This is a genomic window from Streptomyces sp. OZ13 (genome assembly GCF_052068155.1).
Taxonomy (GTDB): domain Bacteria; phylum Actinomycetota; class Actinomycetes; order Streptomycetales; family Streptomycetaceae; genus Streptomyces.
The window spans coordinates 174,113-200,204 of the sequence record NZ_JBQHCZ010000005.1; the positions used below are offsets into that span (position 1 = coordinate 174,113).

Annotated in this window: 26 protein-coding genes; 10 read left to right on the plus strand and 16 right to left on the minus strand. The window is 71.8% G+C overall.

Going from position 1 to position 26,092, the window contains the following annotated elements; genetic code table 11:
• Nucleotides 1-38: 38 nt before the first annotated feature.
• Together ACTMTU_RS14210 and ACTMTU_RS14215 are read left to right on the plus strand one after the other, a co-directional pair.
• Nucleotides 39-1,316: a thymidine phosphorylase gene (locus tag ACTMTU_RS14210; RefSeq protein ID WP_441263842.1), complete on the plus strand. Its 1,278-nt coding sequence runs from the start codon at nt 39-41 to the stop codon at nt 1,314-1,316.
• A gap of 141 nt (nt 1,317-1,457) precedes the next feature.
• Nucleotides 1,458-1,754: an STAS domain-containing protein gene (locus ACTMTU_RS14215; RefSeq protein WP_441263843.1), complete on the plus strand. Its 297-nt coding sequence runs from the start codon at nt 1,458-1,460 to the stop codon at nt 1,752-1,754.
• 182 nt (nt 1,755-1,936) lie between these two features.
• Here the strand turns inward: ACTMTU_RS14215 and ACTMTU_RS14220 are convergent, their stop codons facing one another.
• Nucleotides 1,937-2,956, minus strand: a complete 1,020-nt coding sequence (locus ACTMTU_RS14220) for a sigma-70 family RNA polymerase sigma factor (protein WP_441263844.1) — start codon at nt 2,954-2,956, stop codon at nt 1,937-1,939.
• A 104-nt stretch (nt 2,957-3,060) separates the two neighbouring features.
• On the minus strand, nt 3,061-4,332 hold the full coding sequence (locus tag ACTMTU_RS14225; protein WP_441263845.1) for an MFS transporter: 1,272 nt from the start codon (nt 4,330-4,332) through the stop codon (nt 3,061-3,063).
• 62 nt (nt 4,333-4,394) lie between these two features.
• Between ACTMTU_RS14225 and ACTMTU_RS14230 the strand changes: the two genes are divergently transcribed.
• Nucleotides 4,395-5,348, plus strand: a complete 954-nt coding sequence (locus ACTMTU_RS14230) for a LysR family transcriptional regulator (RefSeq protein ID WP_189466569.1) — start codon at nt 4,395-4,397, stop codon at nt 5,346-5,348.
• A gap of 73 nt (nt 5,349-5,421) precedes the next feature.
• On the opposite strand, the gene ACTMTU_RS14235 is transcribed toward ACTMTU_RS14230, so the two are convergent.
• The gene (locus ACTMTU_RS14235) at nt 5,422-6,408 is read right to left on the minus strand and encodes an aldo/keto reductase (protein WP_441263846.1); all 987 of its coding nucleotides are present in this window, start codon (nt 6,406-6,408) and stop codon (nt 5,422-5,424) included.
• Between the two features lie 82 nt (nt 6,409-6,490).
• Nucleotides 6,491-7,357: an alpha/beta hydrolase gene (locus tag ACTMTU_RS14240; protein WP_441263847.1), complete on the minus strand. Its 867-nt coding sequence runs from the start codon at nt 7,355-7,357 to the stop codon at nt 6,491-6,493.
• A 115-nt stretch (nt 7,358-7,472) separates the two neighbouring features.
• On the opposite strand from ACTMTU_RS14240, the gene ACTMTU_RS14245 reads away from it, so the two are divergent.
• The 3 genes from ACTMTU_RS14245 to ACTMTU_RS14255 all read left to right on the plus strand — a co-directional run bounded on the left by ACTMTU_RS14245 (nt 7,473) and on the right by ACTMTU_RS14255 (nt 9,963).
• On the plus strand, nt 7,473-8,609 hold the full coding sequence (locus ACTMTU_RS14245; protein WP_307707940.1) for an adenosine deaminase: 1,137 nt from the start codon (nt 7,473-7,475) through the stop codon (nt 8,607-8,609).
• Nucleotides 8,610-8,752: 143 nt separating this feature from the next.
• A complete protein-coding gene (locus ACTMTU_RS14250; protein WP_441263848.1) occupies nt 8,753-9,088 on the plus strand; it encodes an ATP-binding protein in 336 nt (111 codons plus the stop codon).
• Between the two features lie 95 nt (nt 9,089-9,183).
• Entirely contained in the window at nt 9,184-9,963 is a 780-nt protein-coding gene (locus ACTMTU_RS14255) for a hypothetical protein (RefSeq protein WP_441263849.1), read from the plus strand.
• Between the two features lie 25 nt (nt 9,964-9,988).
• On the opposite strand, the gene ACTMTU_RS14260 is transcribed toward ACTMTU_RS14255, so the two are convergent.
• The 5 genes from ACTMTU_RS14260 to afsQ1 all read right to left on the minus strand — a co-directional run bounded on the left by ACTMTU_RS14260 (nt 9,989) and on the right by afsQ1 (nt 14,077).
• A complete protein-coding gene (locus ACTMTU_RS14260; RefSeq protein WP_005312962.1) occupies nt 9,989-10,189 on the minus strand; it encodes a PspC domain-containing protein in 201 nt (66 codons plus the stop codon).
• Between the two features lie 93 nt (nt 10,190-10,282).
• A complete protein-coding gene (locus tag ACTMTU_RS14265) occupies nt 10,283-10,870 on the minus strand; it encodes a VanZ family protein (RefSeq protein WP_441263850.1) in 588 nt (195 codons plus the stop codon).
• 114 nt (nt 10,871-10,984) lie between these two features.
• Nucleotides 10,985-11,674, minus strand: a complete 690-nt coding sequence (locus ACTMTU_RS14270) for a hypothetical protein (protein WP_441263851.1) — start codon at nt 11,672-11,674, stop codon at nt 10,985-10,987.
• A 59-nt stretch (nt 11,675-11,733) separates the two neighbouring features.
• On the minus strand, nt 11,734-13,266 hold the full coding sequence (locus ACTMTU_RS14275; protein ID WP_441264222.1) for an ATP-binding protein: 1,533 nt from the start codon (nt 13,264-13,266) through the stop codon (nt 11,734-11,736).
• 133 nt (nt 13,267-13,399) lie between these two features.
• A complete protein-coding gene (gene afsQ1 / locus ACTMTU_RS14280) occupies nt 13,400-14,077 on the minus strand; it encodes a two-component system response regulator AfsQ1 (protein WP_175257369.1) in 678 nt (225 codons plus the stop codon).
• 181 nt (nt 14,078-14,258) lie between these two features.
• Between afsQ1 and ACTMTU_RS14285 the strand changes: the two genes are divergently transcribed.
• The gene (locus tag ACTMTU_RS14285) at nt 14,259-14,999 is read left to right on the plus strand and encodes a SigE family RNA polymerase sigma factor (RefSeq protein ID WP_037773907.1); all 741 of its coding nucleotides are present in this window, start codon (nt 14,259-14,261) and stop codon (nt 14,997-14,999) included.
• Between the two features lie 217 nt (nt 15,000-15,216).
• On the opposite strand, the gene ACTMTU_RS14290 is transcribed toward ACTMTU_RS14285, so the two are convergent.
• Nucleotides 15,217-15,855 carry a uridine kinase family protein gene (locus ACTMTU_RS14290; protein WP_441263852.1) on the minus strand — a complete coding sequence of 213 codons (639 nt, stop codon included), beginning with the start codon at nt 15,853-15,855 and terminating at the stop codon, nt 15,217-15,219.
• A gap of 118 nt (nt 15,856-15,973) precedes the next feature.
• Here ACTMTU_RS14290 and ACTMTU_RS14295 point away from each other — a divergent pair, with 118 nt between their 5' ends.
• Entirely contained in the window at nt 15,974-16,330 is a 357-nt protein-coding gene (locus ACTMTU_RS14295) for a hypothetical protein (protein WP_441263853.1), read from the plus strand.
• Nucleotides 16,331-16,418: 88 nt separating this feature from the next.
• Here ACTMTU_RS14295 and ACTMTU_RS14300 read toward each other — a convergent pair whose 3' ends face one another.
• From ACTMTU_RS14300 to deoC, 3 genes are read right to left on the minus strand one after another with little or no spacing between them, the layout of a single operon-like run.
• Nucleotides 16,419-17,306, minus strand: a complete 888-nt coding sequence (locus tag ACTMTU_RS14300; protein WP_441263854.1) for an aldehyde dehydrogenase family protein — start codon at nt 17,304-17,306, stop codon at nt 16,419-16,421.
• The gene (locus ACTMTU_RS14305; RefSeq protein WP_441263855.1) at nt 17,299-18,735 is read right to left on the minus strand and encodes an aldehyde dehydrogenase family protein; all 1,437 of its coding nucleotides are present in this window, start codon (nt 18,733-18,735) and stop codon (nt 17,299-17,301) included. Before ACTMTU_RS14305 ends, ACTMTU_RS14300 begins: the two co-directional genes overlap by 8 nt.
• Before the next feature lie 5 nt (nt 18,736-18,740).
• Nucleotides 18,741-19,694 carry a deoxyribose-phosphate aldolase gene (deoC, locus tag ACTMTU_RS14310; protein WP_441263856.1) on the minus strand — a complete coding sequence of 318 codons (954 nt, stop codon included), beginning with the start codon at nt 19,692-19,694 and terminating at the stop codon, nt 18,741-18,743.
• A gap of 139 nt (nt 19,695-19,833) precedes the next feature.
• Between deoC and ACTMTU_RS14315 the strand changes: the two genes are divergently transcribed.
• Complete coding sequence (locus ACTMTU_RS14315; RefSeq protein ID WP_441263857.1) at nt 19,834-20,469, plus strand: PH domain-containing protein; 636 nt, start codon at nt 19,834-19,836, stop codon at nt 20,467-20,469.
• A 168-nt stretch (nt 20,470-20,637) separates the two neighbouring features.
• Here ACTMTU_RS14315 and ACTMTU_RS14320 read toward each other — a convergent pair whose 3' ends face one another.
• From ACTMTU_RS14320 to ACTMTU_RS14330, 3 genes are all read right to left on the minus strand, one after another.
• The gene (locus ACTMTU_RS14320) at nt 20,638-22,293 is read right to left on the minus strand and encodes a phospho-sugar mutase (RefSeq protein WP_441263858.1); all 1,656 of its coding nucleotides are present in this window, start codon (nt 22,291-22,293) and stop codon (nt 20,638-20,640) included.
• A gap of 633 nt (nt 22,294-22,926) precedes the next feature.
• On the minus strand, nt 22,927-23,757 hold the full coding sequence (locus tag ACTMTU_RS14325) for a purine-nucleoside phosphorylase (protein ID WP_189466543.1): 831 nt from the start codon (nt 23,755-23,757) through the stop codon (nt 22,927-22,929).
• Nucleotides 23,758-23,906: 149 nt separating this feature from the next.
• On the minus strand, nt 23,907-24,344 hold the full coding sequence (locus ACTMTU_RS14330; protein ID WP_005312922.1) for a gamma-glutamylcyclotransferase: 438 nt from the start codon (nt 24,342-24,344) through the stop codon (nt 23,907-23,909).
• A 236-nt stretch (nt 24,345-24,580) separates the two neighbouring features.
• Between ACTMTU_RS14330 and ACTMTU_RS14335 the strand changes: the two genes are divergently transcribed.
• Nucleotides 24,581-26,020 carry an NAD(P)H-quinone dehydrogenase gene (locus ACTMTU_RS14335; protein WP_441263859.1) on the plus strand — a complete coding sequence of 480 codons (1,440 nt, stop codon included), beginning with the start codon at nt 24,581-24,583 and terminating at the stop codon, nt 26,018-26,020.
• The last annotated feature ends 72 nt before the right edge of the window (nt 26,021-26,092 follow it).

Below are 26,092 nucleotides of genomic sequence, written 5' to 3' on the forward strand. Positions count from 1 at the left end.
ATGCGCGTAGAGCGCGCAGACCAACCTGGAGGAATGCCATGGACGTCATCTCCGTCATCCGCACCAAGCGGGACCGCGGCGAGCTGAGCCCCCAGCAGATCGACTGGGTCATCGACGCCTACACCCGCGGCGAGGTCGCGGACGAGCAGATGTCGGCCCTGGCCATGGCCATCCTCCTCAATGGCATGAACCGCACCGAGATCGCCCGCTGGACCGCCGCGATGATCGCCTCCGGCGAGCGGATGAACTTCGACACGCTCTCCCGCCCGACCGCCGACAAGCACTCCACCGGCGGCGTCGGCGACAAGATCACGCTGCCGCTCGCCCCGCTGGTCGCCGCCTGCGGCGCGGCCGTCCCGCAGCTCAGCGGTCGCGGACTCGGCCACACCGGCGGCACGCTCGACAAGCTGGAGTCGATCCCCGGCTGGCGCGCGCTGCTCTCCAACGAGGAGATGCTGAACGTCCTCGACACCACCGGCGCGGTCATCTGCGCGGCCGGTGACGGCCTCGCCCCCGCCGACAAGAAGCTCTACGCGCTGCGCGACGTCACCGGCACCGTCGAGGCGATCCCGCTGATCGCGTCCTCGATCATGTCGAAGAAGATCGCGGAGGGCACCGGTTCGCTGGTCCTCGACGTGAAGGTCGGCACCGGCGCGTTCATGAAGAACATCGACGACGCCCGCGAACTGGCCTCCACCATGGTCGCGCTGGGCACTGACAGCGGTGTGAAGACCGTTGCCCTGCTGACCGACATGTCCACCCCGCTCGGCCTGACGGCCGGCAACGCCCTCGAGGTCCGCGAGTCCGTCGAGGTCCTCGCCGGCGGCGGCCCCGCCGATGTCGTGGAGCTGACCCTCGCGCTCGCCCGCGAGATGCTCGACGCCGCCGGGATCAAGGACGCCGACCCGGCGAAGGCCCTGGCCGACGGCTCCGCGATGGACGTCTGGCGCCGCATGATCGCCGCCCAGGGCGGCGACCCGGACGCCGCGCTGCCCGTGGCCCGCGAGCAGCACGTCGTCACCGCGTCCGCCTCCGGCGTGCTGACCCGCCTCGACGCCTATGACATCGGCATCGCCGCCTGGCGTCTCGGCGCCGGCCGCGCCCGCAAGGAGGACCCGGTCCAGGCCGGCGCGGGCGTCGAGATCCACGCCAAGCCGGGCGACACGGTGACCGCGGGCCAGCCGCTGCTGACCCTCCACACGGACACCCCGGAGAAGTTCGACTACGCGCTGGAGTCCCTGGGCGCGGCTTACGACATCGCGGAGCCGGGCACGGCCTTCACGGCGAACCCGATCGTGCTGGACCGCATCGCCTGACCCGGCAGAAGGGTGCCTGACCCGGGGCGACGGCATCCTGCGACCGCAGGGGGAAGACGGGGCCGGTGGAAGTCACCGGTCCCGTCCCGGGGGCTGCGATGAGTTCCCGTCGCGGCGCCGGTCTCTTCCGGTGTGGACGCCATGAAGCCAGCTGTCATGCGCATCACCGGGAGGATCGTCCCGGCCGATGTGCCGCGCCTCTGCGAGGAACTCCGCCGCCTGCTCCGTGACGATGGAGCAGGCGGCGAACCTCCCCATGAGGTGTTCTGCGACGTCGCCGGGCTGGCCCAGGTGAATCTCGCCGCCGTCGACGCCCTCGCCCGACTGCACCTCACGGCGCGACGGCACGGGAGCCGGCTCCGGCTCATGAACGCCGGACCCGAACTGCTCGCCCTGCTGGACCTGGTGGGCCTGCCGGAACTGGCCGACGCCGCGTAGGGGCCTCTCGTTTGGATCACGCCGGGCTCGCGGGCCCTGGCACGCACTCCCCCGTAGCCCTCCGGGCACGGGGGCACCCCCAGCCTCCCTCCTCCGCCTTGCGATCGCACGCACCAGACCCCGCTCCCTGATCCGGCCTGATCCAAACGAAAGACCCCAGGCCTGTCCCGGCGGACAGGACCTCAAGCGGATTCCGCCTCCTCGGCCTCGACCGGCGCGCCCGTCTTGTCCAGTCGCGCCGGCAGGTCGAACAGCGGGAACCAGCGCTTGGTGTCCAGGAAGAAGTCCATCCCGCCGATCCTGCCGTCCGACAGCTCGAGGACGATGAGCGCCCACGGCTCGTACCCCTCGCCGTCCGCCGACGGGTGGTAGTGGGCGAACGCCGGGACGCCGTTCGCCACGGTCGGCACCAGACGGGAGCCACGGCAGACGTCGCCGACGCCGAGCATCCAGCCCACGATGTCGTCGTGGCCGCGCAGCCACAGGTCGTAAGGGGGCATGGACATCGTCGCGTCCTCATGGAGCAGCGCCGTCAGCGCCTTCATGTCGTAGCCCTCGAAGGCGGCGACATAGCGCTCCAGCAGATGCTGCTGCTCCTCGTCGAGCGGGTCCGCCGCGTCCGACGTGGCCGGGCCCTGTTCGTTGAGCGTGGCGCGGGCCCGCTGGAGTGCGCTGTTGACCGACGCGACCGTCGTGCCGAGGAGCTCGGCGACCTCGCTCGCCTTCCAGGCCAGCACCTCCCGCAGGATCAGCACCGCCCGCTGCTTGGGCGGCAGATGCTGGAGTGCCGCGACGAACGCCAGCCTGATCGTCTCCCGCTCCACGGCCGTCTCCGCCGGGTCCGCCACGGAGGGCAGCACCCGTCCGTCGGGCACCGGCTCGAGCCAGGTGATCTCGGGGCGGGCGTTGAGCTGGGCCTGTGCGACCGGTGTGGGACCGGACAGGTCCATCGGGCGGGCGCGGCGATTACCGGCGTTCAGCATGTCCAGGCACACATTCGTCGCGATGCGGTACAGCCATGAGCGCAGGGAGGACCGGCCCTCGAACTTCTCGAAACTGCGCCACGCCCGGACCATCGTGTCCTGGACGGCGTCCTCCGCCTCGAAGGACGAGCCGAGCATCCGGTAGCAGTAGCCGGTCAGCTCCTTTCGGTGCTGTTCCAGCCGCGAATCCAGGTCCTGCGTCGCTGCCAGGTCACTCATCGGGTCCACCCCTGTCACCCATCGGTACCACCGCTTCGAAAGCTACCGCAGGCCACTGACACTCACCGCCGGACGGGAAAATCAGGGGTGGAACCAGGAGTGTTTCAGTGGCGCGCGCCCGCCGGCACGAGCCGTGCCCGGGCCCGCGCCGCGTGCGTCCCGTAGAGGGTGATCGACACGACGCCGAGGACCGCCAGCAGCCCCAGCAGCACCGTGCCGCCCCAGCCGCCGGTGTGGAAGGCGACCGCGCCGAGCGTGCCGCCCGCGCTGCTGCCCAGGTAGTACGCCGACTGGTAGAGCGCGGACGCCTGGGCGCGGCCCGTCTTCGCCGTACGGCTCACGGAGGACGAGGCCACCGCGTGGCCGGCGAAGAATCCGGCGGTGATCAGGACGAGGCCGAGGAGCACCAAAGCCAGCGTGTCCGAGAGGGACAGCAGCAGACCCGCGGCGGTCGTGGCGACCGCGAGGTACAGCGCGCCCCGGCGCCCGAGCCGGGCGACGAGCTGCCCGGCCGCGGCCGAGGAGACCGTGCCCACCAGGTAGACCAGGAAGATCGAGCCGATCACGCCCTGCGGAAGGCCGAAGGGCTCCGCGACCAGCCGGTAGCCGATCACCGTGTACACGGCGCCGAAGACGGTCATGAACAGCGCGCCGATCGCGTACAGGCGCAGCAGCAGCGGATCTGCGAGGTGAGCGCGGACGGTCCTCGCCAGGGTGCGGGGGTCGAGCGTTCCGGGCGTGAAGTGCCGGGCCTTCGGCAGCAGTGCGCGGAAGACCAGGGCGCAGGCCAGCGCCATCACGCCGACCGCGGCGAGCGCGACGCGCCAGCCGAAGGCCTGTGCCACCCAGCCCGTGAGGATCCGGCCGCTCATGCCGCCGATGCTGTTTCCCGCCACGAACAGTCCGATCGCGCCGACCAGAGCCTTCGGCCGGACCTCTTCGGCGAGGAACGCCATCGCCGACGCGGGCAGACCGGCGAGCGCCGCGCCCTGCACGGCGCGCAGCGCCACCAGCCACTCGACGTTCGGCGCGAACGGCACCAGCAGCCCCACCACGACCGCGACCGCGAGGGACGCGTTCATCACGGCGGTCCGCCCGAAGCGCTCCGACAGCGCGCTCATCGGCAGGACGCACAGGGCCAGCGCACCGGTCGCGGCGGACACGGTCCAGCTGGCGGCCGACGCGGTGACGCCGAAGTCGGCGGAGACGGCGGGCAGCAGCGCCTGCGTGGAGTAGAGGAGGGCGAAGGTCGCCATCCCGGCGGCGAAGAGCGCGAAGCTCATGCGGCGGTAGCCGGCCACGCCGGGGGAGAGGAGATCGGGGGACGACGGGACGGCGCCCACGGTGGTGGGCGCCTTGGTACTGGCAGGAGGCATACGTCGAAGGTAGGCTCCGGTTTTTCATGCGTCCAATGCATGAAACGGCGACAATCGTTCCCATGGTGCATGAACGCAGCTCAGGGCCCCGCCTGTCACCCAGTAGTTACGAAGAAGACATCACGCTGGAGCTTGCTCCCCGCCTCGCGTACTTCGCGGGCGTCGCCCGGCACGAGCATGTGACGCGCGCCGCGCAGGACATGGGGGTCCCCCAGTCGACGCTGTCGCGGGCGATGGTCCGCCTCGAAGCGGATCTGGGCGTCACCCTGTTCGCCCGCAAAGGCCGCACGGTCTCGCTCACACCGGCCGGCCGGACGTTCCTCGTCTCCGTCGAGCGGGCGCTGGCCGAGGTGGAACGGGCCGCGGAGTCCGTCCGCGCCGACACCGACCCGCGGTCGGGCAAGGTCGCCTTCGGCTTTCTGCACACCATGGGGTCCGAGACGGTGCCCGGACTGATCCGGGCCTTCCGCGCGGACCACCCGCGTATCCGCTTCACCCTCGTCCAGAACTACGGCGAGGCGATGATCGAACGGCTCCGGGCGGGCGAGCTGGACCTGTGTCTCACCTCGCCCGTGCCCGACGCCCCCGACCTCGTCGCCCGCCGCCTCGACGAACAGCGCCTGCGGCTCGTGGTTCCCGACGACCACCGGCTGGCCGGCCGCAAACGCGTCCGGCTCGCGGAGGCGGCCGACGAGAGCTTCGTGACCCTCGAACCCGGTTACGGGCTGCGCCGCATCACCGACGACCTGTGCGCCGAGGCCGGGTTCACACCGCGCGTCGCCTTCGAGGGCGAGGAGGCGGAGACACTGCGCGGGCTGGTGGCGGCCGGTCTGGGCGTGGCCCTCCTGCCGCCGCCGGCCGTCGCCCGCCCGGGCGTCGTGGAGCTGACGGTGACGGCGCCCAGGGCGGCCCGCGAGATCGGCGTCGCCTGGCTCGACGGTCACCCGGAGACACCGCCGGTGGCTGAGTTCAAGCGTTTCCTGCTGTCCCGGCGCGGCCGGTTGCTGCCGCAGTAGCCGAGTGGCCGCCGAAGCCGCTCCCGGCCCGGCAGCCCCGGGACGTGAACGGCTTCGGCGGGGAGGCGGGACGTCAGTGAGCCGCGTCGAGCCTGGCGCGCTGGTCCTCCGTCAGGTCCAGGTCCACGGCCGCCAGGTTCTCCTCCAGTTGGGCCACGGAGGACGCCCCCGCAAGCGGGATCACCGGCAGCGGGCCGCCGATCTGCCAGGCGAGGACCACCTGGTTCACGCTCGCGCCGGTCTCCTTCGCGACCTCGCGCAGCACCGTGAGCCGGGCGGGCGTGCCCGGGTGGTCGTAGTCCGGCGGCAGCGGCTTGTCCTCGCGGGAGTACGCCCCGGCGAGCAGCGGCGAGTACGCGACCAGGGTCAGACCGGGCTCGGCCCGCAGATAGCTCAGCAGCTCCGCACCGGCGTGGCCGAGACTGCCGTCCGCGAAGAGGTCGGACGGCATGTCGAGACGCGGCCGCAGATGGCTGTGCTGGTACTGGAGCACCTCGTATCCGGGCACTCCGGCTGCAGCGGCGAGCGCGCGTGCCCGTTCGACGCGCCAGATCGCGTGGTTGCTGGCGCCGAGCAGGCCGACCGTGCCATCCGCCACCAGCGCGCCGAAGGCCTCCACCGTCTCCGCGAGCGGGACGGTCCGGTCCTCGATGTGCGCGTAGAGCAGGTCGAGCCGGTCGACACCGAGCCGCTCCCGGCTGCGCTCCGCCGCCTCGCGTACCGCCTTGGCGGACAGGCCCTCCGCGTTGTCCACGTAACCGGTGCCGGGGGCGAGCGGCGCGGCGCCCAGCTTGGTGGCGATGACCACCTCGTCCCCGATGCCGCGGCTCCGGCGCCAGCGGCCGAGCAGCGCCTCGCTCTGACCGCCGACGTCACCGCCGACCCAGAACGCGTAGTTGTCGGAGGTGTCGATGAAATTCCCACCGGCCTCGACATAGCGGTCCAGGACGGCGAAGGAGGTCTGATCGTCGGTCAGGGTGCCGAACAGCATGGCGCCCAGCGCCAGCACGCTGACCCTGCGCCCGGTGCTCCGCTCGGTGCCGATGGTGCGGTACTTCATGGTGGTTCCCTCCCCTTCAGGCCCGAAGTCCCCGGGCTCGCAAGGGAGTCTGGATTTTGGAGCGCACTTCAAGTCAAGCCCGTCAGGCCCGCAGCGACCGCCCGAAACCCGCCGCCAGCGGCATCCGCAGCCCGAGCGGCGGCGGCGCAGCGAGGGCGTCGGCGACCGGGCGGGCGTAGGACCTCGTGAAAAGGGAGCCGCGGACGAAGTCCACGGCCAGCGCCTGCACTTCCGCCTGGTACTGGCGCAGCGCGTGCCCGTCGGAGTGGACCTCGAAGCGGCAGATGTCGCGGTGGGACTTCTTGGCACGCTCGGCGAGCCGGTAGGAGAGCTCCGGGTCCGTCCGCGCGTCGTTGGTGCCGTGCACGATCAGCACCTGGCGGCCGGCGAGCTGCCGCACCGGCTCCGGGTCCGCCGCCATGTCGTCGTCCGGCAGCCAAGGGGCCAGCGCCAGCACGGAGTTGACGGCCGGGTGCCCGGCCGCGTGCAGCGCCGCCCGCCCGCCCATGCCATGGCCCGCCAGGCACACGGGCACGTCCCCGTAGCGGCGTACGACCTCCTCCACCGCCCAGGTCGCGTCCGCGGCGAGCCGGGCGTCCGCCCCGTTCCAGCCGCGGCCGCGGTAGCGGACGCTGTGCACGACCAGCCCGTCGTCGCGTCCCGCCTTCGCGAGCGTCCGGCCGAGCGGCAGCACGGCGGCGTACGACCACGCGGACGCCCTGCGCGCCGACTCCGGTTCGCCGTCCGGCAGCAGCAGCACCGCCCCCGCCACCGCCGGGTCCGTCCCGTCGTTCCGGACGCCGGAACGCCCCGGCAGGCTGCCGAGCCTCGCCCGCGGTGTCCGGCCTCCTCGTTCCGCCCGTACGACGGTCGTCCCACCGAGGGCGTTCGCCGCTGCGGCCTCAGCGGCCGGACGCCCCCACCACCGGGGCAGTGCGTGGTGTGCCATGGCAGAACAGTCTCAGAAGGCGAGGTGTACTCCACCCGTACGCACGGTCACTGTTACGTATCAACAGGCGATCCGAGGGGGCGCGCTCTACGCGCGTAGGGGCTAGAGTGCGCAGATGACGAGCCAGACCCTCAATTCGCCCACCGCGGACCAGATCCGCCGCGCCCCGAAGGTGCTGCTCCACGACCACCTGGACGGCGGTCTGCGGCCGGGCACGATCATCGAACTCGCCCGCGACGCCGGGTACGAGGCCCTTCCGGAGACCGAACCCGACAAGCTCGGCATCTGGTTCCGCGAGGCCGCGGACTCGGGCTCGCTGGAACGCTACCTGGAGACCTTCGCGCACACCTGTGCCGTGATGCAGTCCCGCGACGCGCTGTTCCGCGTGGCCGCGGAGTGCGCACAGGACCTGGCGGAGGACGGGGTCGTCTACGCCGAGGTCCGCTACGCCCCCGAGCAGCACCTCGAGGGGGGCCTGAGTCTCGAGGAGGTCGTCGAGGCGGTCAACGAGGGCTTCCGCGAAGGGGAGCGGCTTGCCCGCGAGAGCGGCCACCGGATCCGGGTCGGCGCGCTGCTCACCGCGATGCGGCACGCCGCCCGCGCGCTGGAGATCGCCGAACTCGCCAACCGCTACCGCGACAACGGCGTCGTCGGGTTCGACATCGCCGGCGCAGAGGCGGGCTTCCCGCCCACCCGCCACCTCGACGCCTTCGAGTACCTGAAGCGCGAGAACAACCACTTCACCATCCACGCAGGCGAGGCGTTCGGGCTGCCGTCCATCTGGCAGGCGCTCCAGTGGTGCGGCGCCGACCGGCTCGGGCACGGCGTGCGGATCATCGACGACATCGAGGTGGCGGACGACGGCTCGGTGAAGCTGGGCCGGCTCGCCGCGTACGTACGGGACAAGCGCATCCCGCTGGAGATGTGCCCCACCTCCAACCTGCAGACGGGCGCCGCCGACTCCATCGCCGCCCACCCCATCGGGCTGCTGCGGAAGCTGCACTTCAGGACCACGGTCAACACCGACAACCGGCTGATGAGCGGCACCAGCATGAGCCGCGAGTTCGAGCTGCTGACCGAGGCGTTCGGATACACGCTCGACGACATGCAGTGGTTCACCGTCAACGCGATGAAGTCCGCGTTCATCCCTTTCGATGAACGACTGGCGATGATCAACGACGTCATCAAGCCGGGCTATGCCGAACTCAAGTCCGAATGGCTGTTCCGGCAGACCGCCACAGGGGGGAACTGACCCCTCGCCGTCACCCGGACGGCATCTACACCGAAGCGGCCGGATCCGTCAATTCCGGCCGCTTCGCGGTGTTTGCAGGGCATGTGCAAGCCTGACTAGCTTGCAGAGCCGCTCATGTTCCCGTCCCCAAGGATTCGTTCCTGATGAAGCAGTCTGCTGCAAAGACCCTCGGTGTCGCCGCTCTCGGTGCCGCCTTCGCCGCTGCCGCCGCGGGTACCGCCTCCGCGGCCCCCGCCGTACCCGACCCGACGGGTGCGCTCGGCAACCTCTCCACGACGCTGCCGCTCAACGAGGTCACCGAAAAGCTGCCGGCGGGCGCGGCCGCGGTGCCCGCCACCGCGCAGGGTGCTGTCGGGGAGGCCGTTCCCTCGGGCGCGACCGACCCGGTCAGCGGTCTGCTCGGCGGCCTCCCGGTGACCGGCGCCCTTGGTGATCTCACCGGTGGCCTGCCGACCGGTGGCCTGCCGCTCGGTATCTGACGCGCGCACAGCCGGCCCACGGACCGGCTGACGTCCGTGGGGCGCACACCCGAACCGGGTGTGCGCCCCACGGCGTTTGTGCCAGGATCGCCGCCATGCGAGCCAAGACCGGCCAGATCACCGCGTTCGGCGCCGTCTGCGCGCTGCTCCTGACCACGGCCGCCTGCACGAGCGGCGACGACGAAGGGCCCGGCGGGTCCCAGGGGGCACCGCCCTCGGGAACGAGCACCGCGCCCGGCGCCGCGACAGACACCGGCAAGGGCGGCGGCAACGGCGGTGACGCCTCCGTACCGTTGACCGCGCCGGAGCTGGAGCGTGCGGCACTCACCACCAAGGACCTGACCGGTTTCCAGGTCTCCACCGGGAAGAGCGCCCTCGCCGCCTCGGGGCAGCCGACGGCCGACAAGGCACCGTGTCAGCCGCTGGCCGACGCCATGGGCGACGAGCCGGACGGGCGCGCCCGGCACACCGTCAACCGCGGCCTCGGGTCGCTCGACGACCTCGGCCTCGCGATCTCCGCGTCGCTCAGTTCGTACAGCGAGACCGACGCGAAGAAGCTCATGGACGGCCTCGAAGCGGCACTCGCCGCCTGCGGCGACGGCTTCGCGGCGACGCTCGACGGCCGCGGCGCCTCCTACCGCGAGGTGAGGGCCGCCGCGCCGCTCACCGTCCGGGGCGGTGACGAGACGGTGGGCTGGACCACGGTCGCCACCGGCGAGCACGGCGCGTCGCCCGTCCATCTCGTCGTCGTCCGCAAGGGCGCGACGGTCGCCCGCTTCATGGCGTTCGACCTCGCGGGCCGAAAGCCGCCACGGGTCCCCGGGGCCGTCGCGGACAAGCAGCTGGCGAAGGTCGCGCAGGTGCTCGCAGGCTGACGGCCCACGACTCCCGGGAAGCGGGTCACCAGGCGCCGGCGGCCGGCTTCTCGGCGGGCAGCAGCATCCACAGCGCCAGGTAGAGCAGGAACTGCGGGCCCGGCAGCAGGCAGGAGGCCACGAAGATCACGCGCATCGTGGTGGCGGACGTACCGAAGCGCCGGGCCAGCGCTGCGCACACTCCGCCGATCATGCGTCCGTCACGGGGGCGGGCAATTGCGGCCATGGTGGGCTCCTTCACGAGAGCTGTCGCCGGGAGCCTCTCTGTGTGCTCCCGATGACTCCATGGTGGCTTCGCGAAGGGGTACGAAGCGTCGCTCTACGGGGCGATCCCGACCCTGGGAATCGTCGGGGTCGCCCCCTGAGGGCCCTCGTCCCTGAGCACGGCCCCGCGTCGTACCTCGCGTCCCTGGCCGCGCAGCGCGGTCCCGCCGTTCGTACGCAGCAGCCTGCGGCGCAGCCGGGCACGGCCCGCGGGCACGACCGCGAGGTGGGCGAGTGCCACACCGGTGGTGTTCAGCAGGAGCGAGTCGATGTCGACGACCTGACCGGGCACCCCGGTCTGCAACAGCTCGATGCCGAGCGAGAGCAGGGCGCCGGCCGCGACCGTACGGGCGAGGGATGCCCACGGGGACACGGCGAGACGGCCGCTCGCCATCGGCAGCAGGACCCCGAGCGGCGCCAGCAGGAGCAGTCCGCCGCCGATGTGCCGTGCGGCCTCGACGGGTCCTTGCTCCAGAGCGGCCTTGATCCCGGCCAGGGGTTCCAGGTTCGCCGCCGTCACCCACATCACGTCGAGTGGTCGCAGCGTCAGCCAAGAGACGAGCAGCAGATGGGCGAGGAGGAGGACGACGCCCGCCACGCGGAAGCGAATGGCGGCACTGCCGCCCGAACCTTGACGCTGCACGCACCCCAAGACGCACGCCCGGCGGGAATCGGTTCCGCCGTTGTTCCGAGAGGGTGAGCGAAGCCTCCTGCGGGTCCGGGCCCGCGTCGCGGGCGAGGTCCCGCGGCGGACTTCCTACCGGGCGGGCGAGCCCGGTGAGGGCAGCGTGTCGAGCGTCGGCACCGCACCCTCCGGCCGTTCCTTCGTCCGCGTCGAGCACACATAGGCGTGCGGCGCGTAGTCCCCGGGACCGCCGAGCACCACGGCCCCGCCGGCCTCCGCGGCCCTGCTCTCCGCCAGGGTGCACACGATCTGTGCGAGGGCCGGTGTCGGCAGGTCCTCCGGCTGGCGGCTCAGCCGCAGGGTGCCCTCCGGATCGCCCTCCCTGGCGCCGTTCACCAGCAGCGGCCCCCGCACGTACGTGGTGAAGCCCGCTTCCTGCTCCGGCGTGGACGGGTCCCTCAGCAGCTCGTCGATGAGCGCCTGGGCGAACTCGGGCGCGCTGTCGGCAGCCTTGCTCTCGGAGATCCTCGCCGTACGGTCCACGGCCTCCAGCTGCGAGGCGCACAACAGGTGGACGCGGACGGGTACGCCCTGCTCCTCCGCCTGCGGGGCGATGCTGCCGCCGGACACCTCGCACGGCACCCGCGAAGGCGCGGCCCCGGCGTCGACAGGCACCTGGGTGGTCCTGATGCCGCAGCCGGCGAGCGCGAGGGAGCCGGCGAGCACGACCAGCACCGAGAGGGCCCTGCGGGCGCCGGTGCCCGTACCCCTCACCGGACGCGCCCGGTTCCCGCCGTGCTCCTGGCTTCCCGTCCGTGCCATGACGCGTTCCCGGCTTCCCGTCCGTGCCGTGACGCCTACCGCTTCACCGCCGACCGCTGTCACAGCGTGTCTTCCTCTCCCCGCGGGCGGTTGTCGTCCGCCGCCGCGCGGCCGTCGGCGCCCGTTGCCCCGGGAGCGTCCGCGTCGCCCGTGCCGACCGCCTCGCAGTCCGCGATCGAGGACCCGTCGCGCGGCAGCGTCAGCACGAAGATGGCGCCGCCCTCGGGCAGGTTGGCCGCGGTGATGTCACCGCCGTGGATATGGGCGTTCTCCATGGCGATGGACAGGCCGAGTCCACTGCCCTCGGAACGCGGCCGTGAGGCGCTCGCCTTGTAGAAGCGGTCGAACACGTGCGGCAGGACCTCCTCGGGGATGCCGGGTCCGTGGTCGCGCACCTCGATGACCAACTCGCCGTCGAGGGGCCTGACGGAGACCCGCACCGGCGAGCCGCCGTGCTTGAGCGCGTTGCCGATCAGGTTGGCCAGGATCACGTCGAGCCGGCGCGGGTCCAGCCGCGCCATGATGCCCCGCTCCGCGTCCAGCTCCACCGCGTCCAGCCAGGCACGGGCGTCGATGCAGGCGGTGACCTGGTCGGCGACGTCGACCGTGTCCAGCACGAGTCTCGCGGTGCCGGCGTCGAAGCGGGTGACCTCCATCAGGTTCTCCACCAGGTCGTACAGCCGACGGGTCTCGCTGACCACGAGGTTCACGGCGGGCGCGATCATGGGGTCGAGGCTGTCCGCCTCGTCCTCGAGCACCTCGGTGACCGCGGTGAGCGCTGTCAGCGGCGTGCGCAGCTCGTGCGACATGTCGGCGACGAAGCGGCGGCTGGACTCGTCGCGCGCGCTCATGTCGGCGACCTTCTTCTCCAGCGACGCGGCGGTCTTGTTGAACGTCCGTGCCAGCTCGGCCAGTTCGTCCGTGCCGGAGACACGCAGCCGGGTGTCGAGCTTGCCCTCCCCGAGCTGCCTGGCGGCCTCGCCCAGCCGGTGCACCGGCCGCAGCACGGTCGTCGCGGCCGCCTGCGCGAGCAGCGCGGAGCCGACCAGGGCCAGCAGTGTCGCGATGCCGAGCGACCAGGCGAGCGAATTGAGGTCCTGCCGCTCCTGGTCGAGGGACTTGAACATGTAACCGGTCGGCCCGCCGCCGACGATCCGGGTGCCGCCGACCAGATACGGCTTGCCGCCGCGTTCGGTCCGCTGCCAGTAGAGGTGGTAGGGCACCGTGTTGCCGGCGCCGATCTCCTGCCGTTCGTCGACCGCGTCCTGGAGCGACTGCGGGACGTCCTCCTTGGTGAACATGTCGGGGTCGGACGCGCCGACGATCGGCTTGCCCTCCGCGCGCTCACCGATGAGGAGCACGCTGTAGCCGTTGCTGCCGTTCCCCATCTGCTCGGCGACGCGCTGCAACTCGTCCTGCGTGGGTCGCAGCGGCAGCGTCGCGGCACGGTTCTGCATGTCCTGCCGGAAGTCGTCGAGGGCCGCGTCCTGCGTACGCGTCAGCACCGCTTCGCGGTTGAGCCAGTACGCGATGCCGGACGCGGACACGGCGGCCGTGAGCGCGACGAGCGCGAACACCACCACCAGGCGCAGCCGCAGGCTCGTCAGGCGGATTCCGGTGAGTACGCCGCGCCGTGGAGCGCCGTCGCCGTTCGTCCCGTCACTGTGGGTGCCGCTGTTCGTGCCGTCGTTCACCGAACGGTCCCGCCCGCACTGCGCGTTCCGGTCACTGTGGGACGTCCAGCCGGTAGCCGACGCCACGCACCGTACGGATCAGGGTCGGTGAGGACGGTACGTCCTCCACCTTCGCCCTCAGCCGCTGCACACACGCGTCCACCAGGCGCGAGTCGCCGAGATAGTCGTGCTCCCACACCAGCCGCAGCAGCTGCTGGCGTGACAGGGCCTGACCGGGGCGCCGGCTCAACTCCAGAAGGAGACGCAACTCGGTGGGCGTGAGCTGCAGATCCTCCCCGTTCTTCGTGACCGTCATCGCGGAACGGTCGATCACCAGCGAGCCGAACGTCGCCGAGTCGGTGGACTCCCGCTCGCCGCGGCGCAGTACGGCGCGGATACGGGCGTCGAGGACCCGTCCCTGCACCGGCTTGACGACGTAGTCGTCGGCGCCGGACTCGAGCCCGACGACGACGTCGATGTCGTCACTGCGGGCGGTCAGCAGGATGATCGGCAACTGGTCGGTGCGCCGGATACGGCGGCAGACCTCGAAACCGTCGATCCCGGGCAGCATCACGTCCAGCACGATCAGGTCGGGCCGCTGCTCACGCAGCAGTTTCAGGCCGTCCTCGCCCGTCGCCGCGGTGGCCACTCGGTGGCCCTGGCGTGACAGCGAGAGTTCGAGGGCCGTGCGGATGGCGTCGTCGTCCTCGATCAGCAACAGGAAAGGCACGGGGGTCATTCTGGCCCATGGGGAGCCTCAGTTCGACTCCCAGTACCCCGCAGGCCCGTACTCACACCACTTCTTTCCTTGTGACGCGCCTGTGACAGTCGGCGGACACCGCGATGAAAGAGCCTTGGCAAGCTTCTTCTCACACGAACGGAAACAGACTCCACTCGACGGGGGGCGCGAGATGAACGCACTGCACAGCACCACCTCAAGCGCAGTTGTGACGCGTCTCCACGACGTCGCGCGGAGCACCGAGAAGTCCGGCGCCGTGAACGGGCGGGGGTGCGTTCGCGGCGCCGGGCGTCAGCACAAGCCGCCGTTCATGGCGGTGGTTGACGCACCCACGGGGGGAAGCGGCGCCGCCTACGGGGAGCCGAAGCCGGCGGGGGAGCGGGCCTCCTGCTCCGAGGCCGAGTTCACGGCCTACGTCCAGGAGCGCCGGGCGTCCCTGTACGCGACCGCGTACCACCTGACCGGCGACCGGTACGAGGCGGAGGACCTGCTCCAGAGCGCCCTGTTCTCCACGTACCGGGCCTGGGAGCGGATCAGCGACAAGGCCGCCGTCGGCGGCTATCTGCGCCGCACGATGACCAACCTGCACATCAGCGCCTGGCGTCGGCGCAAGCTCAACGAGTACCCCACGGAGGAGCTGCCGGAGACGGCGGGCGACACCGACGCGATGCGGGGCACCGAGCTGCGCGCCGTCCTGTGGCAGGCGCTCGCCAGGCTTCCCGAACTCCAGCGGACGATGCTGGTCCTTCGCTACTACGAGGGCCGCACCGACCCGGAGATCGCGGAGATCCTGGACATCAGCGTCGGCACGGTGAAGTCGAGCATCTGGCGGTCGCTCCGCCGGCTGCGCGAGGACGAGGTCCTCAGCTTCGGCCGTGACGAAGAGGAGTCCTTCGGCGAGCTGGTGGCCTGAAGGCCACGGGGGAAACACGGGGGAAGTACGGGGGCTGCCGTTTCGGGGGAGACGGCAGAGACCGCTGTTTCGGGGGAGACGGCGGGAAGGATCCACGGGGGACACGGGGATCCACGCGAAAGAAGGATCCACGGGGGAACGGGGATCCACGGGGGAAAACGGAGTGGGGCCGGGCAGGCCGGGGGGTTCTGTCCGGCCCCACTCCCATGTCCTGCAGCTAGACGGGCTGCCGCGCCGAGGGCAGCCGGCAGTGGCCGGCCGCCGCGGCCGCGAGGCGGCCGAGGGCCTCGGCCTTGCCGCAGGGATGCGCGCCCAGGCCCGCCTGGCGCGCCACGATGCCGCGCTCCGCGCGCATCAGACGCCACCCGCGCCGCAGCAGGAACGGCACGGACTTGCGCCCCTCGCGCAGATCGCGCGCGAGGCGGCGGCGGAACGTAGTGGAGGGCCGGCCGCGCAGGCACAGTGCGTCGGCGAGGACGCCCAACTCCTCACAGCGCCGCACGATGTCGGCCGCGAAGATGCCTTCGGCGACGAACAGCGGTGTGCGGTCGATGTCCAGCGTCTCGGTCCCGGTGCGGGAGCTGGTGGCGATGTCGTACACCGGTACAGCGGTCCGGCCGCTGCGGCACAGCTCCGCTATCGCCGCCACCGCGGCGTCCGCGTCCCAGGACGAGGGCGAGTCCCAGTCGATGTCGGTGCTGCCCGTCACCAGGGGAAGCGTCGGGTCGTTGCCCTCTTTGTAGAAGTCGTCCAGGCGCAGGACCGGCAGGCCGGTACGGGCGGCGAGAGAGGACTTTCCGGAGCCTGAGGGGCCCGCGAGCAGCACGACGCGGGTCGGGATGGGTTGGGAACTCACGGGAGACAAGTGTGACGCATCCAGCGGCTCCCGGAACCCCCTGGAGCTCCGGTTGGTACGAGCATCACACGACCGACCACTTTCCGTACGCGCACGATCACTTGATGGGATGGAATCCATGGCTCGTCACGCAGCTTCCAGGAACAAGCGCCGCGCAGTGCTGCGCGCCGGACTGACCGTCGCCGCGGCGGGAGCCGCGCTCGGCGCGGGCACCGCGGCGGCCGGTGCGGCCGTGCCGGTGGAGACGGCCACCGGGCTCGTCACGAACTCGGTGAGCGGTGTGGGCGAGCTCAAGAGCCTTCAGCTGCACCCGCTGGCCAACACCGGTGTGGACCCGCTCGACAACGCGATCGGCACCCAGGTCGCCGACTTCAAGCCGGTCAGCACGGCGGTGGCGACGGACAACATCACCAAGGGCCAGGCGATCGAGGACCTCCCGGTGGCGGGGCCGGTCGCCGCCTCGCTGCTGCCGTAGGGCATTTCGTCCGGAACGGGCCGGACGCACGGGGAAGCCCCCCGCCTCCGGACGGAGAGGCGGGGGGCTTCGGTCGGTGCCGGCGGCGTCAGTACGCCGAGCCGGAGGCGCCCAGCGAACCGGTCGGGTGCCAGACCGTCTTCGTCTCGAGGAACGCGGTCAGCCGGTGCGTGCCGGGGTCCGCCGAGAAATCCACAGCCTGTGGACGGAAGACGCGCTTCAGGTTGTCCGCCGCCGCGACCTCGAGCTCCTTCGCCAGGACCTCGTCCGCGCCGGTCAGGTCGATGCCGTTGACGTCCTGGTGCGCGGCGAGCGGGGCCGCGATCTCCGCCGTACGCCCGGAGAGGACGTTGACCACGCCGCCGGGCAGGTCGGACGTGGCGAGTACCTCGCCGAGGGAGAGTGCCGGGAGGGGGGCCTGCTCGGCGGCCACGACGACGACCGTGTTGCCGGTCGCGATCACCGGGGCGATCACCGAGACCAGGCCGAGGAACGACGATTCCTGCGGTGCGAGGACCGTCACCACGCCCGTCGGCTCGGGGGTGGAGAGGTTGAAGAACGGGCCCGCGACCGGGTTCGCCCCGCCCACGATCTGGGCGATCTTGTCGGTCCAGCCCGCGTACCAGACCCAGCGGTCGATCGCCGCGTCGACGACGTCGGCCGCCTTCGACTTGGACAGGCCCTCCGACTGTGCGACCTCGCGGACGAACTGGTCCTTGCGGCCCTCCAGCATCTCGGCGACGCGGTAGAGGATCTGGCCGCGGTTGTACGCGGTCGCGCCCGACCAGCCGCCGAACGCCTTGCGGGCGGCGACCACCGCGTCCCGCGCGTCCTTGCGGGAGGAGAGCGGCACGTTGGCCAGCCACTTGCCCTTCGAGTCACTCACCTCGTACACCCGGCCGCTCTCGGAGCGGGGGAACTTGCCCCCGACGTACAGCTTGTAGGTCTTGAAGACGCTGAGTCGCCCGTCAGACATCGAGGTAGGCCTCCAGACCGTGACGGCCGCCCTCGCGGCCGAAGCCCGACTCCTTGTAGCCGCCGAACGGCGAGGTCGGGTCGAACTTGTTGAATGTGTTGGCCCACACCACACCCGCACGGAGCTTGTTGGCCACCGCGAGGATGCGGGAGCCCTTCTCCGTCCAGATGCCGGCGGACAGGCCGTACTGGCTGTTGTTCGCCTTGGCGACGGCCTCGTCCGGCGTGCGGAACGTCAGCACGGACAGCACCGGGCCGAAGATCTCGTCGCGGGCGATGGTGTGCGCCTGCGTGACGTTCGTGAACAGCGTCGGCGCGAACCAGTAGCCGGAGGCGGGCAGCTCGCACGCGGGCGACCAGCGCTCGGCGCCCTCCGCCTCGCCGGCCTCGACCAGCGTCGTGATCCGGGACAGCTGCTCCTCGGAGTTGATCGCCCCGATGTCGGTGTTCTTGTCCAGCGGGTCGCCGAGGCGCAGCGTGGACAGGCGGCGCTTGAGGGAGTCCAGCAGCTCGTCCTGGATCGACTCCTGGACCAGGAGGCGCGAGCCCGCGCAGCAGACCTGTCCCTGGTTGAAGAAGATGCCGTTGACGATGCCCTCGACGGCCTGGTCGATGGGGGCGTCGTCGAAGACGATGTTGGCGCCCTTGCCGCCGAGCTCGAGGGTGACCTTCTTCTTCGTGCCGGCGACCTGGCGGGCGATGGCCTTGCCGACCGCGGTCGAGCCGGTGAAGGCGACCTTGTTCACGTCCGGGTGCTCGACCAGGGCGGCGCCGGTGTCCCCGTAGCCGGGAAGGATGTTGACCACGCCGTTCGGCAGGCCGGCCTGGCGGCAGATGTCCGCGAAGAACAGGGCGGACAGCGGCGTGGTCTCCGCGGGCTTGAGGACGACCGTGTTGCCGGTGGCGAGCGCCGGGGCGATCTTCCACGCGAGCATCAGGAGGGGGAAGTTCCAGGGGATGACCTGGCCCGCGACGCCGAGCGGGCGCGGGTTCGCGCCGTAGCCCGCGTGGTCGAGCTTGTCGGCCCAGCCCGCGTAGTAGAAGAAGTGCGCGGCGACCAGCGGGAGGTCCGCGTCGCGGGTCTCCTTGATCGGCTTGCCGTTGTCCAGGGTCTCCAGGACGGCCAGCTCGCGGCTGCGCTCCTGGATGATCCGCGCGATACGGAACAGGTACTTGGCGCGCTCCTTGCCGGGCAGCGCCGACCACTTCCCGAAGGCCTTACGGGCGGCCTTCACCGCACGGTCCACGTCCTCGGCGCCCGCCCGGGCGACCTCGGCCAGGACCTCCTCGCTCGACGGGGACACGGTCTTGAAGACCTTGCCGTCGGCGGCGTCGGAGAACTCGCCGTCGATGAACAGCCCGTAGGACGGGGCGATGTCGACGATCGACCGCGACTCGGGTGCGGGTGCGTATTCGAATACGGAAGCCATGTTGATCAGTCCACCGTCACGTAGTCGGGGCCGGAGTAGCGGCCGGTCGCCAGCTTCTGCCGCTGCATCAGCAGGTCGTTGAGCAGGCTCGACGCGCCGAAGCGGAACCAGTGACTGTCCAGCCAGTCCTCGCCCGCGGTCTCGTTGACCAGGACGAGGAACTTGATCGCGTCCTTGGCCGTACGGATACCGCCGGCGGGCTTCACGCCCACCTGTACCCCAGTCTGCTCCCTGAAGTCGCGGACGGCCTGAAGCATCAGCAGGGTGTTCGCGGGGGTGGCGTTCACCGCGACCTTGCCGGTCGACGTCTTGATGAAGTCGGCGCCGGCGATCATGCCGAGCCAGGATGCACGGCGGATGTTGTCGTACGTGGAGAGCTCGCCGGTCTCGAAGATGACCTTGAGCCGGGCGCTGCCGGAGGCCTCCTTCACGGCGCGGATCTCCTCGTACACCTTCATGTAGTCGCCGGCGAGGAAGGCGCCGCGGTCGATCACCATGTCGATCTCGTCCGCCCCGGCGGCGACCGCGTCATGGACGTCCGCGATCTTCACGGGGAGGGCGGCACGGCCGGCCGGGAAGGCGGTCGCCACCGAGGCGACCTTGACCTCGGAGCCCTTCAGGGCCTCCTTGGCGGTCGCCACCATGTCGGGGTAGACGCAGACCGCGGCGGTCGTCGGCGTGGTGCGGTCGGTCGGGTCGGGGTTGACGGCCTTGGCGGCGAGCGCCCGGACCTTGCCCGGGGTGTCCGCGCCTTCGAGCGTCGTCAGGTCGATCATGGAGATGGCCAGATCGATGGCGTACGCCTTGGCCGTGGTCTTGATGGAACGCGTGCCGAGGGACGCCGCGCGACCTTCGAGGCCGACGGCGTCGACGCCGGGCAGCCCGTGCAGGAAGCGGCGCAGAGTGCTGTCGGACGCGGTCACGTCGGCGAATGCGGGTGCGGTGGTGGGCATGGTCACCAGATGAGCATATCTACGCGCGTAGCGACCTGTACAGGGGGTGCGGAGAAACTCTGCCCGAAACAGGGCAGAAGCCGCGGCCCCCGCATGGCCACCCCGTGCCGAGGAGCCGGAAGCGGCGTGCGGCAGAATCGGAACCATGACGAGCCCCCAGCAGCCCGAGCCCTCCACCGACAGCGACCGGGTCTTCCGATCGGCCGCCGGAATGGCGGGTGGTGCCGTACTGCTCGGGCTCATCGCCTGGATCGTCGTCGACGCCGTCGTCCGCGGTGAGGGCCGCACGCCGTGGCTCGCCCTCGCCGGCGGGCTGCTCGCGGTGCCGGTCGTCGTCGCCTTCACCTTCCGCCCGGCCGTCTTCGCCGGCGAGGACCGCATCCGGATCAGGAACCCGTTCCGGACGATCGTGCTGCCGTGGGGCAGCGTGGCCGACGTGCGGGCCTCGTACTCCAGCGAGATCTTCACGCAGGGCGGCGCGAAGTACCAGCTCTGGGCCATTCCGGTCTCGCTGCGCAAGCGCAAGTCCGCGGCCCGGCGGCAAGCGCAGGCCGCCTACGACGACCCGCACGGTACGACGTCCGTGCACGCCGACGTGCGCGACGCGAAGTCCCGGGTCGCCCCCGCCGACCAGACCATCGCCGACCTGCGGGAACTGGCGGAACGGCGGTCCTCCGCGGCGGAGGCCCAGGGCGAGCCCCGGATCCGCTGGGCGTACGAACTGCTGGCGCCGGCGGCCGCGGGCGCCGTCCTCCTCGCGGTCCTCCTCGCGACCGGCTGACACCCGCCGGTCACAAGACCGCCGCGCGAGCGGGGCGCGAGGACCCACCGTCCCCGTCCGCTGCGGCGCGATTCCCGACGTGCGGCCGTGAGGGTCGCGTGGACCTCACCGAACGGCGCCCGCCGCGGTCCGACCGGACCGCGGCGGGCGCCGTTCCGTGGGCGGATGTCAGATACCGGCGGCGGCGGACAGGTCCCGCTTGATGCCGTCGAGCACCTGCGATGCACGCGCCCTGGATCCGGCCAGCGCGCTCGCGTCGGCGACCGGGACGACCACCTCCAGGTAGCACTTCAGCTTGGGCTCCGTACCGCTCGGGCGGACGATGACCCGGGCCTTGAACTCGCCGTCGAGGTAGTAGCGCAGACCGTCCGTCGGCGGGAGCCTGTCCGTCCCGACGGCCAGATCCTCCGCCGTCGTGACCCGCAGGCCCGCCAGGGCGGTCGGCGGCTGCTCGCGCAGCGCCCTCATGGCGTTCGCGATGATGCCCAGGTCCTTCACCCGCACCGACAGCTGGTCGGTGGCGTGCAGACCGTGCTCGACGGCGAGGTCGTCCAGCAGGTCGCCGAGCGTACGGCCCTGCTCCTTCAGTTCCGAGACCAGCTCGGCCACGAGCAGCGCCGCCGTGATGCCGTCCTTGTCACGTACGCCCTCCGGGTCGACGCAGTAGCCGAGCGCCTCCTCGTAGCCGTAACGAAGACCCTCGACGCGGGCGATCCACTTGAACCCGGTCAGCGTCTCCTCGTAGCCGAGCCCGGCGGCGGCCGCGATCCGGCCCAGCAGCGACGACGACACGATCGACTCGGCGAAGACGCCGGTGGCGCCCTTGTGGACGAGGTGCTCCGCGAGCAGGGCGCCGACCTCGTCGCCGCGCAGCATCCGCCAGCCACCGTCCGCCGCCTCGTCGGGGACGGCGACGGCGCAGCGGTCCGCGTCCGGGTCGTTGGCGATGACCACGTCGGGCCCGGCACGGCGAGCCGTCTCGAAGGCGAGATCCATCGCCCCCGGCTCCTCCGGGTTCGGGAACGCGACCGTCGGGAACGCGGGATCGGGCTCCGCCTGCTCCGCCACCAGGACCGGTGCCGGGAAACCGGCGCGCGCGAAGGCGGCCGTCACCACGTCCTTGCCGACGCCGTGCATGGCCGTGTAGACGACCCGGGCGGTACGGGGGGAGCCGGCCGTCAGGACGGCGTCCGTACGCGCCAGATACGCCTCGAGCACCTCGTCACCGAGCGTCTCCCAGCCCTCTTCCGCGCGGGGGACGTCGGCGAGGCCGCGGATCGCGTCGATCTCGGCGGCGATCTCCGCGTCGGCCGGCGGCACGATCTGCGAACCGTCGCCCAGGTAGACCTTGTAGCCGTTGTCCCGGGGAGGATTGTGGCTCGCGGTCACCTCGACGCCGGCGACGGCGCCCAGGTGCCTTATGGCGAAGGCCAGCACGGGCGTGGGAAGCGGGCGCGGCAGCACCGCTGCGCGCAGGCCCGCGGCGACCATCACGGCGGCGGTGTCCCGCGCGAAGTCGGCGGACTTGTAGCGGGCGTCGTAGCCGACGACGACCGGGCCGTCCGTCTGCCCCTTGGCCTTCAGATAGGCCGCGAGTCCGGCCGCCGCCCGGATCACGACGGCCCGGTTCATCCGCATCGGTCCGGCCCCGAGCTCACCACGGAGCCCGGCGGTGCCGAACTGGAGCGTCCCGCCGAACCGGTCCGCCAGCTCGCCGAGATCACGCGCCTCGATGAGCCGCGCGAGCTCGTCCCGCGTCTCCGCGTCCGGGTCCTCCGCGAGCCACGCCTCGGCCCGGGCGATCAGGTCCTGCTCCTGCTGCACGGTTGTCCGCCTCTCGTCTTCGCTGTGTCGAGTCTGCGCGGGGCGGGCCGGGGCCCGCGAGTCGCAACGCCCGCGGCGGGCGTCGTTCCCCTCCCCCTACGGCCTGGCGGCCGTGGGGGCCCGCTTCCCGGACCGGGCTCCGCCCGAACCGGTACGCCGCTCTGCCCGGACTCCGGACCGCCCTTCGGGTGGTGTCCGGCCGTGGGCCCCATGTACCGGGACCGGTGCTGCCTGGATCAGGCTTCCCGGATCGGGTACGCCGGCTTTGCCCGGGCTCCGGACCGTCCTTCGGGTGGTATCGGGGCCGTGGCCCGGGCCGTGCTGCCCGTACCGGGCTCCGCCCGAACCCGGTACGCCGGCTCCGCCCGGGTCCCGTTCCGCCAGGCGGAGTCGGTCCGGGGCGCTGCCACCGGGTGCACGCGCATCGATCTTCGGCGGATGCGCCACTCCCGAGGCTGCGTGCACGCGAGGCGCGTCTGTCGGCGGGGCGGAGTGCCGTGCTGCGGCAGTTCGGGCCCGCCGAGGGCGGCGCCTTCCGCGGCCGCAGGCCGTGCGGCGCCCGGGGCGTGCCCCGGTTTCGGGAAGGGGCGGGGAGGGGAACACGCCCGCGCAGCGGCCACGCCCCCCGCCGCCTCAGATGCGTTCCAGCACCCGCGTCAGCAGCTCGCCCATCCGCGCCGCGGAATCCCGTCCCGCCTGCAGCACTTCCTCGTGGTTCAGCGGCTCGCCCGAGAGCCCCGCCGCCAGGTTCGTGACCAGCGAGATGCCCAGCACCTCCGCGCCGGCCTCGCGGGCCGCGATGGCCTCGAGGACGGTGGACATGCCCACCAGGTCGCCGCCGAGCACGCGGACCATGTTGATCTCGGCCGGGGTCTCGTAGTGGGGGCCGGGGAACTGGACGTACACGCCCTCCTCGAGCGTCGCGTCCACCTCCTTGCACAGCGCCCGCAGCCGCGGGGAGTAGAGGTCGGTCAGGTCGACGAAGTTCGCGCCGATGATCGGCGACGCCGCCGTCAGGTTGATGTGGTCGCTGATCAGCACCGGCTGTCCCGGACGCATGCCGTCGCGCAGACCGCCGCAGCCGTTGGTCAGCACCACGGTCTTGCAGCCGGCCGCGACCGCGGTGCGCACACCGTGGGCGACGGCGGAGACGCCGCGGCCCTCGTAGAAGTGCGTACGGCCGAGGAAGACCAGCGCGCGCTTCTGGCCGATGCGGTACGAGCGGATCTTGCCGCCGTGGCCTTCGACCGCCGGGGGCGGGAAGCCGGGCAGTTCCGTGACGGGGAACTCGGCCTCGGGGGTGCCGAGCGCGTCGACGGCCGGAGCCCAGCCGGAACCCATCACCAGTGCGACGTCGTGGGTCTCGGTGCCGGTCAGCTCGCGCAGGCGGGCGGCGGCGGCGTCGGCCGCGGCGTGGGGGTCGGCGAGAGCGCCGACGAGGTCCGGATTCACAGATGCGTTCACGCGGATGAGGGTAACCCGCAAATTCCTACGCGCGTAGATGACGCAGCCGACGGTCTTCGGATCGTTGTCTTGTCGTTTCCGACGAACCATGCGGGGACGCGCGCCGGCGTCCGGCCCCGACCCGGCAGGCGGGGCGGGGCGGGCTGCCGTCAGCAGGGGCGCTTGCGGAGTTCCATCACATAGTCGTGCGGCGCGCCCGCCGACTCCGCCGCGTCCGCGAGTTCGCCCAGGTACCGGGCGGACGGGAGGCCGCCCTCGTAGCCGTTCAGGACGTACACCCAGGCCGGCTCCTCGCCGTCCAGGGTGTCCACGCGGACCCGCATGCGCCGGTATATGTCGAGACCGACACCCTCCCAGCGGTCCATGGAGTCCTCGTCCATGGGCGCGATGTCGTACAGCGCGACGAAGACCTGCGAGCGCGGGGCCTCCACGATCGTGGCCAGCGCCCCCTCCCAGCCCATCTGCTCGCCGCCGAAGGTCAACCGCCAGCCATTGAGCCAGCCGGTGCCGCGCAGCGGTGAGTGCGGTGCGCGGCGGGTCATCAGCCGCGCGTCGAGGTTGCCGGCGTACGCGGCGTAGAGCGACATGGGGTCGAGGGTACGGGAGGCGAACGAGCGGCCGCCCCCGCCACGGGGTACGGCGGGGCCCGTCCGGCGGTCGAGCAGGAGGGCCGTGGTGGTTGTGGCCGTATGGAGGCCCCGGGGGGAGAACGCCTGAACGATGCGGGACAATGAAGTACGTACTGCATTCCACCGGGGGCACCCCCGGACCCCGGCAGAGCGGGCAGGCGGGCCGGGAACGACAATGCGAGGCGGACTTTTTCGTGACCCGGATCGTGATCATCGGTGGCGGACCCGGCGGATATGAGGCGGCCCTGGTCGGCGCTCAGCTCGGCGCGGAGGTGACCGTCGTCGACTGCGACGGTCTGGGCGGGGCGTCGGTGCTGACCGACTGCGTACCGTCGAAGACCCTGATCGCCACCGCCGAAGTCATGACGACCTTCGACTCCTCCTACGAGGAGCTCGGCATCATCGTGGCCGACGACACCCCGCACATCGAGCAGGCCGCCCGCGTCGTCGGTGTGGACCTCGGCAAGGTCAACCGGCGTGTCAAGCGCCTCGCGCTCGCCCAGTCCCACGACATCACGGCCTCCGTCACGCGGGCCGGCGCGCGCGTCATGCGCGGCCGCGGCCGGCTCGACGGGCAGCAGGCGATGGACGGCTCCCGGAAGGTCGTCGTGCGCGCGGCCGACGGCACGGAGGAGACGCTCACGGCGGACGCCGTGCTGATCGCCACCGGCGGTCACCCGCGCGAGATCCCCGACGCCAGGCCCGACGGCGAGCGCATCCTCAACTGGACGCAGGTGTACGACCTGGACGAGCTCCCCGAGGAGCTCATCGTCGTCGGTTCCGGTGTCACCGGCGCCGAGTTCGCCGGCGCGTACCAGGCGCTCGGCTCGCGCGTCACCCTCGTCTCCTCCCGTGACCGCGTGCTGCCCGGCGAGGACCCGGACGCCGCCGCGGTCCTCGAGGACGTCTTCCGCCGCCGCGGCATGAACGTCATGGCCCGCTCCCGCGCCGAGTCCGCCAAGCGCGTCGGCGACCGGGTCGAGGTCACCCTCTCCGACGGCCGCGTCATCAGCGGCACGCACTGCCTGATGGCCGTCGGCGCGATCCCCAACACGGCGGGCATGGGCCTCGAGGAGGCCGGTGTCCGGCTCAAGGACTCCGGTCACATCTGGACCGACAAGGTGTCCCGTACGTCGGCGCCCGGCGTGTACGCGGCCGGTGACGTCACCGGCATCTTCGCCCTCGCGTCCGTCGCCGCCATGCAGGGCCGGATCGCGATGTACCACTTCCTCGGCGACGCGGTCGCCCCGCTGAACCTGAAGACCGTCTCCTCCAACGTCTTCACCGACCCCGAGATCGCCACCGTCGGCTACAGCCAGGCCGACGTCGACGCCGGCAAGATCGACGCCCGCGTGGTCAAGCTGCCCCTGCTGCGCAACCCCCGCGCCAAGATGCAGGGCATCAGGGACGGCTTCGTCAAGATCTTCTGCCGTCCGGGGACCGGGATCGTGGTCGGCGGCGTGGTCGTCTCGCCGCGTGCCTCGGAACTGATCCACCCCATCTCGATCGCGGTCGACAACAACCTGACGGTCGAACAGATCGCAAACGCTTTCACCGTGTACCCGTCCCTGTCCGGGTCGATCGCTGAGGTGGCACGCCAGTTGCACACCCGGAAGACGTCGGGCGAGGGCTGACCCCGGCCGCGCACGGAAGAAACCCGGCGAACCCCGGGCACTTCACTCGTCGCACGATCAACTTGAGGGCCG